This is a genomic window from Achromobacter sp. UBA5777, assembly GCF_002418565.1.
GTDB lineage: Bacteria > Pseudomonadota > Gammaproteobacteria > Burkholderiales > Burkholderiaceae_B > Achromobacter > Achromobacter animicus.
In genome coordinates, this window is record NZ_DIEJ01000088.1 from 1 (window position 1) to 7,291 (window position 7,291).

Consider the following 7,291-nt stretch of genomic DNA (forward strand, 5'->3'; position numbering starts at 1 on the left):
GCGCATCGCGCGCGGTGGCGGTGTCCGGCAGCAACGGCGTCCAGTCGCGCTGCATGCCGTGATCGGCCAGGACGACGTTGCCGCGCGCGACGGACACGGCCCGCTTGACCAGCGCGCCGCTCTCGTCGAACTCGCGGCTGACGCAGAGCGGAAACGGCAGCGCGTCGTCCGGATGCCAGGCGATCAGCAGCAGGTCGGTGCCGGTCAGATCGTCGCGGCCGGCCCGGGTTTCAGTCAGGCGCACGGCGACGCGATGCGTGCGGTCGGCGTCGGCCTTGCGGCCCGTCAACGGGTCGATGGTCTCCTCGAACACCACCACGTCGCCGGGGGCAAGCGTCAGCGGCGGATCGTTCACCAGCGCCGCCTGCGTCTGGCCGCGCGGCAGGCAGTAGGCGGGATCGGCGAAGTCATGCAGCAGGATGCGGCTGTGCGCGGCGTGCAGCGTCAGGTCGTGCAGCGTCTCGAACACTTCAATGCCGGCCGCGGGCAGCCCGTCCAGCACGTCACGGCGGCGCACGGGCTCGGCAAGCGCGGCTTCGGGCGTGCTGGTCAATAGCGGCGTGCCGGCCGGGATGACCTTGCCATCGCCCAGCGCGTTCGCTTCGATCGCGACAAACACGCGCGCGTTGCAGCCGTCATGCAAGAGGTAGTCCAGCAGACGCGCGTGGCGCCGCAGCGAGGTCCGGCGGCGCGCGGTGTCCAGATAGGCCTCGGTGGCGGCGGCGTCCTGCGCGTAGGACAGATGGTCGGCCACGTAGGCCAGCGTTTCGACCAACGCCACCGTGAAGTCCGCCGGGTTTCGCTCGGTGAAGTCGGGCATGCTCTGCGACAGGCGGTCCAGCATCAGCCGCCGGAAGCTCTCGTAATCCTTGGCCAGGTAATCAAGCAGCGGCTCTGTCGGCGTGGGCGCATCGCACGTGTGCGTATCGGCGCAGTCGAACTCCGACGGGCACCCCGCCTTGAAGTTGATCTCGATGGTGGACAGGCACAGGTCAAAGCCCGGCGCCGGCGCGTCAGGGTCGGCAGGGTTGACGAGCGCGAGCGTGTACCACGAGAAGTCGCCCGCCTTGTCCACGGTCAGCCGGATCTCGTTGCCGGAAAGCACCGGGTCCGCGGCCAGCGCAATGCCGCGGATGCGCGCGCCGCCTTCGATACGCACGTGCGCGCGTCCGATGCCGGACACCGGATGCGCGCACACGACGCGCACCGTGCGCTGGTCGGCCGCGTCGATTTCCACGAAGGCGATGCCGTTGTCGCCGGGCGGCTGCTGGGCGCGCAGCAATTGCAGCCGGCGCGGGTTGGCGCTGCGGAACTGGCGGTTCATGGCAGATCCCGCGTAAAGCGCGCCAGCCGCCGCTGCTGGCCCTGGCGCAGCACGTACTGCACGTCGACCTGCAGGGTCGCATCGCGGTGCGCGACGTTGACCGATTCCACGGCGATGCGCTCGCCCAGCCACTGCTGCAACGCGCCTTGCACGCTCATCTGCACGGCGGCGGCCAGCGTGTCGCTGTTGGGCGCGAACACCAGTTGCAGCAGCCCGCAGCCGAAGTCCGGCCGGTTCACGCGCTCGCCCGGCACGGTGAACAAGACCTGCTCGATCATGTCGCGCACGTGCGTGGCGTCGTCGGCATTGCGGCTGCGGCCGCGGGCGTCGGGTTCGAACGGAAAGCGCAGGAGGGCCATGGCGACGCGTCCTTACATGCCCACGACGCGGGCCTGCGCCTGCAGCGCCAGCATCGGCGTGCCGGTGGGCATGCAGATCGACGAGCCGGCCTGCAGTGCGGCCGGCATTCCACCGATCAGCACGCGCGTCGCGCCGGCGAGCCACATGCCGGTGACGCAGGGACCGTTGCCCGACGGGGGCGGCGGAAACGCGCAGCCCGCGATGGAATACGTCGACAGGATGGTCACGGCCGGCTGGCCCGACAGCAGCACGCGCGGGTTGGGCGACGTCGGGATGGCCTGGCCGCCGTGCGAACACTGCACGGTGGCGCCGAGATGCAGCAGGGGTCCGGGCATGCTCTGGCCTCCTCAGGTCACCGTCAAGGCGCCCTGGTTGATGTTGACGGCAGGGCCGGCCAGCATCACCGTCGCGCCCTGGCCGTTGGACAGCGTGATGCCCACGTCGCTGATCGAGATCATCGCGCCCGTTTTGGTCTTGAGCAGGATGCCGCCGGTGGGACCCGGCAAATCGGAAATCATCAGCGTGTTCTGTCCGCCGGTCTGCAGCACGATGCTGGGCGACACGGGCAGGCCCGCCAGCGCCAATGCGGGGACTTCGGCCGCCGATCCCCAGAATCCGCCGACCCAGATCGGGTAGTCGGGTTTGCCCTGTTCAAACTCCACCCACACGCCCGAACTGACCTGCGGCACGACGAAGACCCCGCTCTGCTGTCCGGCAAACGGCACGCAGGGCATGGCCCAGCTTGAGACGCCCAGGCCCAGCACGTCGGGCACCTGCACCTGGATGCGGCCCATCTGCATGGGATCGACGTTGTTGATCACCACGCCGCGGAATTTGCCGTAGTGGCGTTGAGGGTCTGTCATGGCGGCACCAGGGGCAGGGTCGAGATCAGGCCGTTGCGGGCCAGCGAGAACTGCTGCCGGAATTCGCCGGCCTTGAGCGAGCTGTCGACGCGCTTGACGTAGTACAGGCCATCGAACGCCAGCCCCGCGCCGCGCACCCCCACCAGTTGGCGCGACTTCAGCACATGGCCGTAGCGCAGCACGTTGAGCGATCCATCGGCGGTCACGGCGTCGGCAGTGGTGCCGGCGGCCATGGCCAGGCCGCGGCCCAAGGCGGCGGCCGGCGACAGCTTGGCGGTGTCCTTGAGCAGCGTGAGTCCCTTAGCCAGCGGCGGCAGCAGGCCCAGCGGCGGGCTGGTCAGGCTGACGTCGGGGACGGGTAGCGGAATTGGAAACTTGGTCAGCGGATTCTGGATGAAGATGACCGGCAGCGCGGCGTCCGACTGGTTCACCGCGAACGACAGCGACTCGACATTGCTGTGCACGTCCATGCCCAGGTTGAGCGCTGGCTGCACCGGCCCCAGCCTGATCTCCGGTCCCCAGTACGCCACGTTGGCGCCGGGCAGCGGACCGGGCTCGATGTAGAACACGTGGCCCACTTCCCGGGCAAGCTGACGCACGTAGGCCAGATCGGTGCCTTCGTGCAGCGGAATGCGTTCCACCGGAATCGGCACGTCGGTGAAGGGCGACGGCACGATCAGCGGCAGCATGCCGTACAACGCGTAGCGGCCGATGATGGCGGCGACGCGCGCGGGCGGGGGCATGGCCGGGTAGGGCAGACCGCTCATGTCCTGCTTGTCCATCGCCACCGTCAGGTCTTCACCGGTGACGGTCAGGCGCGACTGGCCCGGCGCGTTGCCGTCCGTGATCTCCTGTCGCGTGACCAACCCGTCCATCAGCACGGTGGGCAACCCGTTCAGCGTGGCGATCAGGATGACGCGCAGCCACGGCACCTGGCCGCCCGCGATCACCAGCAGCGTGTGCAGCGGCGAGCGGTTGCTGACGGAGAAGGTGAGCTGAAAGCCGCCCGGCCCCTCCGCGGACGACGACACCTCGACGCGCTCCAGGCCGTCCATGATGGGGCGGGGCGCGGGCACCGGCAGGCCGGGGCCGACCAGCAGCGTCAGGTGCACGCCGCTAAGCATCGTTGCCTCCGAATGGGGCGCCACCGAAGGAAGAGCCCAATGCGGCGGGCAGCGTTACGCGCAGGCTGCGCCCGGGCACTTCCAGCGCGGCCGGACGCGGCGCGTCGTTGCCGTCCGCCAGACGCCAGAACTGCAGCGGATCGCCGAGCGCCGCAGCGGCAATCCGGTCCAGCCGGTCCCCCGGTGCGACCGCGACCTCGCCCACCGCCGTCAGCGCCGCCGGGTCCGGCAGAAAGCGCCGACGCAGGTAGACGAGCGGCCGGCCATCCGGCCCCGGCATTTCGGCCGTGGGCACGTCGTGATACCGGCTGTTGGCGGGAAAGCGCTGCACGCTCATGGCAGGGACTCCAATCCGACGGAACCCAGGTCGCCCAGACCAGCCAGCGCGGCCAGCCGTTCCTTGCGCTGCTGATACACCAGGTACAGATGGCCACCCTTGTCGCCAAAGCCCAGATCGCCCACGTGCAGCACTCGCAGACCCAGCGACACCTTTGCGCGAATGGGGTTGAGCCGCGCGTCGAAGGCCTCTTCGGTAATCGAGAAATCGGTCACGCGCACCGGCACCACGCGCTCGCGGCTCCATACGAACAGGCTCAGCGGCGCGACCGTGGGCGCGATTTCCAGCGTGCCCAGGTTGGCGATCTGGTTGTTGCGGATGAGCGCGGCGCTGTCCGGATAGACGATGGTTTCCAGCGCGGCAAGCTGCGCATGGATGCCCGTGTCGCGCGCCTGGGGATGATCGTCGGGAAATTCGAGCTGATCGGTGGCGTCCAGCTCGGCGTCCAGCCGGATCGTTTCCGCGGGCGGCCCTTTCAGACGCAGCGGCTCGCCCGCCGCGCCGCCGTCGTCCACGCTCTGCGGCTGCAGCGAGCGCGTCAGCGTCTCGGGGTTGTACTGCAGCGATATCACGCGCTGCACCGCCCCGCTGGCCGGATCGATCAGGATGATGCCGCCGCGCAGCAGGCGGGGCGAAAGCGGTCCGCTCATGGATAGGCCTGCGGTTCGGCGGCGTTGCGCACAGCCGTGATGCGCTGCGCGCCCACCAGCGCTTCCGGCCAGTGGCGCGCCGCGCTGAAGAGGTCTGGGCGGTAGTCGAACTCCAGCACGAAGCGCGACACCGGCACCCGCGCCACGCAATCCAGTTCGACAGCGCGCAGCTTGCCCGGCGGCTCGTCGACCATCGTGACGTCGGCGTAGCGCGTCTGGCACAGGGCCAGCACCTCGCCCACGGTCTTGCCAATCCAGTCTTCCATGGCGGCTCCTAGATCAGATTCATGTTCTTGGGGACGGCGCTGGCGTCGTCCGGCCGGCAGGCGCGATAGAAGCAGATGCCGCAGCCGTCGACCGAGGCCCGCACGGCGGTCTCGACCTTGGCCTGGAACGTGCCGGTGGCGGCGGCAAACGCGTCATTCCAGCGGGTCTTGAAATCGACGCCGCGCTTGCGGCAGTCGTACACGGCCTCGTAGTCCTGCATGTTCAGCGCATAGTTGCAGCTTCCAGCCCCGATGTACTTCACCCAGCCCTGGCTGCCGGCCATGAAGTTGGCGACGTCGGCGCCGGAAAACGCCACGCCCAGCTTGGACCCTTCCGAGCTGCTGTATGGATGCGTGTGATACGTGCCGAGCGTGTAGTCGCCCTTTTTCTCGGCGGGCAGGCTGATGCTGCCGCCGCCGCCCGAGCCGGTGCGGATGACGCGCTTGCCGTCCTTGTCGGACACGATGCGCCCGCCGTGTTCCTGCACGGTGTCGCCTCCGTGGCCGGACTTGGACCAGGCCTCGTTGACCGCGTCATACACGTCGTCCGGCATGGTGTGCGTGGTGGGGCATTTGCGCGCCTCGGCCTCGGCCACGCGCAGGTCGCCCATGCCGGCGCGCTGCACGGTCTGCGCTACACCTGGCGCCGCACTGGGCCGTGACAGGCTGTGCGCGGCACGGTCGGCTTCCGCCTCCAGCGCTGACTGCGATGGGCCCAATTCCAGCGGCAGGCCGGGGTGGTAGCGCCCCTGCTGTTGCACGACATGCGCCAGTTCGTGCGCCAGCAGGTCGCGGCCCTGGCGTGTGCCCGGCGCGTAGCGGCCCGCGCCGAAGGCCACATGCGGGCCGACGGTGTAGGCCTGCGCATCCAGCGCGCGCGCCGATTCCGCGGCCCGCGCATCCGCGTGGATGCGCACGCGCCCGAAATCATGGCCGTAGCGCCGCTCGAATTCCATCCGGTCTGCTGAGGCCAGCGGCTGGCCCGCGCTACGCAGCACGTCCTCGACCTGGTCGGGCACGGCCGCCCTTGCACGACCGGCAGACGACGAGGCGGCGCATTTCGACTTGCCGCCGCATCCGCAGGCGCATCGCCGCATCACCAGGCGCGAGCGCGGTGGCGACGTGTCCGGCCGCGGCGTGAACAAGGACGCTCTCATGGCACGGCTCAATGCTTCAGGTGAAACGTGTCGGCGATGGCGCGGCCCGCTTGCGTGCCCGTCTGCGCCGGTTGCGCGCCGTCCGCGACGGTGCGTACCTCTTCTGCATGGGAATCGGCGGCCGCGCCGCCGTTCTGCGCCGCGCGCCGGACCAGCTCGTGGACCAGCGCGGCAACGAATGCATTGCGTTGGGCGGCGTCATGGCTCGGCAGGCTGAGCGCGCGGATATGCAGGTGAATTGCGGATTTCATGGCCATCCCCTCGTTTCGGCATCGGCCAGTGGCCGTTCCCGTTTGGCGGCTTCGGCGTGCGCGGCTTGCAGCACGTGAGCCATGGTGACTTCGGAGCCGGCGTCGGCGGCCAGGAAGGCCGCGTTCAGCGCGACGTTGCGGATGCTGCCGCCCGTCAGGTTCAGGCGCGCCAGTTGGCGCGGGTCGAGATCGCGGGTCGGCGTGGCGGCCGGGAACACGCCGCGCCAGATCCGCGCGCGCTGGTCCAGGTCAGGAAACGGAAACTGCACGACAAAGCGCAGCCGCCGCAGAAAGGCGCTGTCCAGGTTGGACTTCAGGTTGGTGGTCAGCACCGCGAGGCCCCGGTACGACTCCATGCGTTGCAGTAGGTAGCTGATTTCGATGTTGGCGTAGCGGTCGTGGCTGTCCTTGACCTCCGAACGCTTGCCAAAGAGCGCGTCCGCCTCGTCGAACAGCAAGATCGCGCCGCCGTCCTCCGCGGCCTCGAACAGGCGCCGCAGATTCTTTTCGGTCTCGCCGATGTACTTGCTGACGACGGCGGACAGGTCGATGCGGTACAGGTCCAGTCCGGTTTCGCGCGCCAGCACCTCCGCGGCCAGCGTCTTGCCCGTGCCGCTTTCGCCGGTGAACAGGGTGGCAAGACCCAGGCCCCGCGACTGCGCGGCTGCGAAGCCCCAGTCTTGATAGACACGATAGCGCTGGCGCAGATGGGCGGCGATCTGGCGCAGCACCGCACGCTGCGGCTCGGGCAGTACCAGATCGTCCCAGCCGGCGGCCGGCGTTAGGCGCTGCGCCAAGCCGTCCAGCTTGCTGCGGCTGGCCTGCGCGCAGCCCTGCCACAGTAAGGCGGCGGGATCGGCGCCGGTCTCCTGCAATGCCGGCGCAAGCGCGGCGGCGGTGCGCTGCAAGGTTCGCGAGTCCAGGCCGAACTGGCTGGCCGCCTGGTCCACGGCATCGCC

The 7,291-nt window shown here is 69.6% G+C and carries 10 protein-coding genes and 1 pseudogene; all 11 read right to left on the bottom strand.

Annotated elements, in window-relative coordinates; translation table 11 throughout:
* Positions 1-1,324: pseudogene (locus B3446_RS06195) on the bottom strand (putative baseplate assembly protein); the annotation flags it as partial.
* Entirely contained in the window at positions 1,321-1,683 is a 363-nt protein-coding gene (locus B3446_RS06200; protein ID WP_291378469.1) for a GPW/gp25 family protein, read from the bottom strand. The pseudogene B3446_RS06195 and the gene B3446_RS06200, both read right to left, overlap by 4 nt.
* A gap of 12 nt (positions 1,684-1,695) precedes the next feature.
* A complete protein-coding gene (locus tag B3446_RS06205; protein WP_191577784.1) occupies positions 1,696-2,019 on the bottom strand; it encodes a hypothetical protein in 324 nt (107 codons plus the stop codon).
* 12 nt (positions 2,020-2,031) lie between these two features.
* A complete protein-coding gene (locus tag B3446_RS06210) occupies positions 2,032-2,547 on the bottom strand; it encodes a phage baseplate assembly protein V (protein ID WP_056326117.1) in 516 nt (171 codons plus the stop codon).
* A complete protein-coding gene (locus B3446_RS06215; protein ID WP_291378475.1) occupies positions 2,544-3,671 on the bottom strand; it encodes a hypothetical protein in 1,128 nt (375 codons plus the stop codon). Before B3446_RS06215 ends, B3446_RS06210 begins: the two co-directional genes overlap by 4 nt.
* A complete protein-coding gene (locus tag B3446_RS06220) occupies positions 3,664-4,008 on the bottom strand; it encodes a LysM domain-containing protein (RefSeq protein ID WP_191577782.1) in 345 nt (114 codons plus the stop codon). Before B3446_RS06220 ends, B3446_RS06215 begins: the two co-directional genes overlap by 8 nt.
* Positions 4,005-4,658, bottom strand: coding sequence for a hypothetical protein (locus B3446_RS06225; RefSeq protein ID WP_056558507.1), 654 nt, complete (start codon positions 4,656-4,658; stop codon positions 4,005-4,007). The genes B3446_RS06220 and B3446_RS06225 overlap by 4 nt, the downstream gene beginning before the upstream one ends.
* Complete coding sequence (locus B3446_RS06230) at positions 4,655-4,924, bottom strand: hypothetical protein (protein ID WP_291378479.1); 270 nt, start codon at positions 4,922-4,924, stop codon at positions 4,655-4,657. The genes B3446_RS06225 and B3446_RS06230 overlap by 4 nt, the downstream gene beginning before the upstream one ends.
* 8 nt (positions 4,925-4,932) lie before the next feature.
* A complete protein-coding gene (locus B3446_RS06235) occupies positions 4,933-5,943 on the bottom strand; it encodes a DUF4157 domain-containing protein (protein WP_291378481.1) in 1,011 nt (336 codons plus the stop codon).
* A 146-nt stretch (positions 5,944-6,089) separates the two neighbouring features.
* Entirely contained in the window at positions 6,090-6,332 is a 243-nt protein-coding gene (locus tag B3446_RS06240; protein WP_279970806.1) for a hypothetical protein, read from the bottom strand.
* The coding region (locus B3446_RS06245) for an ATP-binding protein (protein WP_291378485.1) at positions 6,329-7,291 on the bottom strand (963 nt) is incomplete at its 5' end. The genes B3446_RS06240 and B3446_RS06245, both read right to left, overlap by 4 nt.

Coding starts and splice junctions, on each gene's coding strand:
- B3446_RS06205 (WP_191577784.1), bottom strand. CDS start 2,019: ATGCCCGGACCCCTGCTGCATCTCGGCGCCACCGTGCAGTGTTCGCAC.
- B3446_RS06210 (WP_056326117.1), bottom strand. CDS start 2,547: ATGACAGACCCTCAACGCCACTACGGCAAATTCCGCGGCGTGGTGATC.
- B3446_RS06220 (WP_191577782.1), bottom strand. CDS start 4,008: ATGAGCGTGCAGCGCTTTCCCGCCAACAGCCGGTATCACGACGTGCCC.
- B3446_RS06215 (WP_291378475.1), bottom strand. CDS start 3,671: ATGCTTAGCGGCGTGCACCTGACGCTGCTGGTCGGCCCCGGCCTGCCG.
- B3446_RS06240 (WP_279970806.1), bottom strand. CDS start 6,332: ATGAAATCCGCAATTCACCTGCATATCCGCGCGCTCAGCCTGCCGAGC.
- B3446_RS06230 (WP_291378479.1), bottom strand. CDS start 4,924: ATGGAAGACTGGATTGGCAAGACCGTGGGCGAGGTGCTGGCCCTGTGC.
- B3446_RS06225 (WP_056558507.1), bottom strand. CDS start 4,658: ATGAGCGGACCGCTTTCGCCCCGCCTGCTGCGCGGCGGCATCATCCTG.
- B3446_RS06200 (WP_291378469.1), bottom strand. CDS start 1,683: ATGGCCCTCCTGCGCTTTCCGTTCGAACCCGACGCCCGCGGCCGCAGC.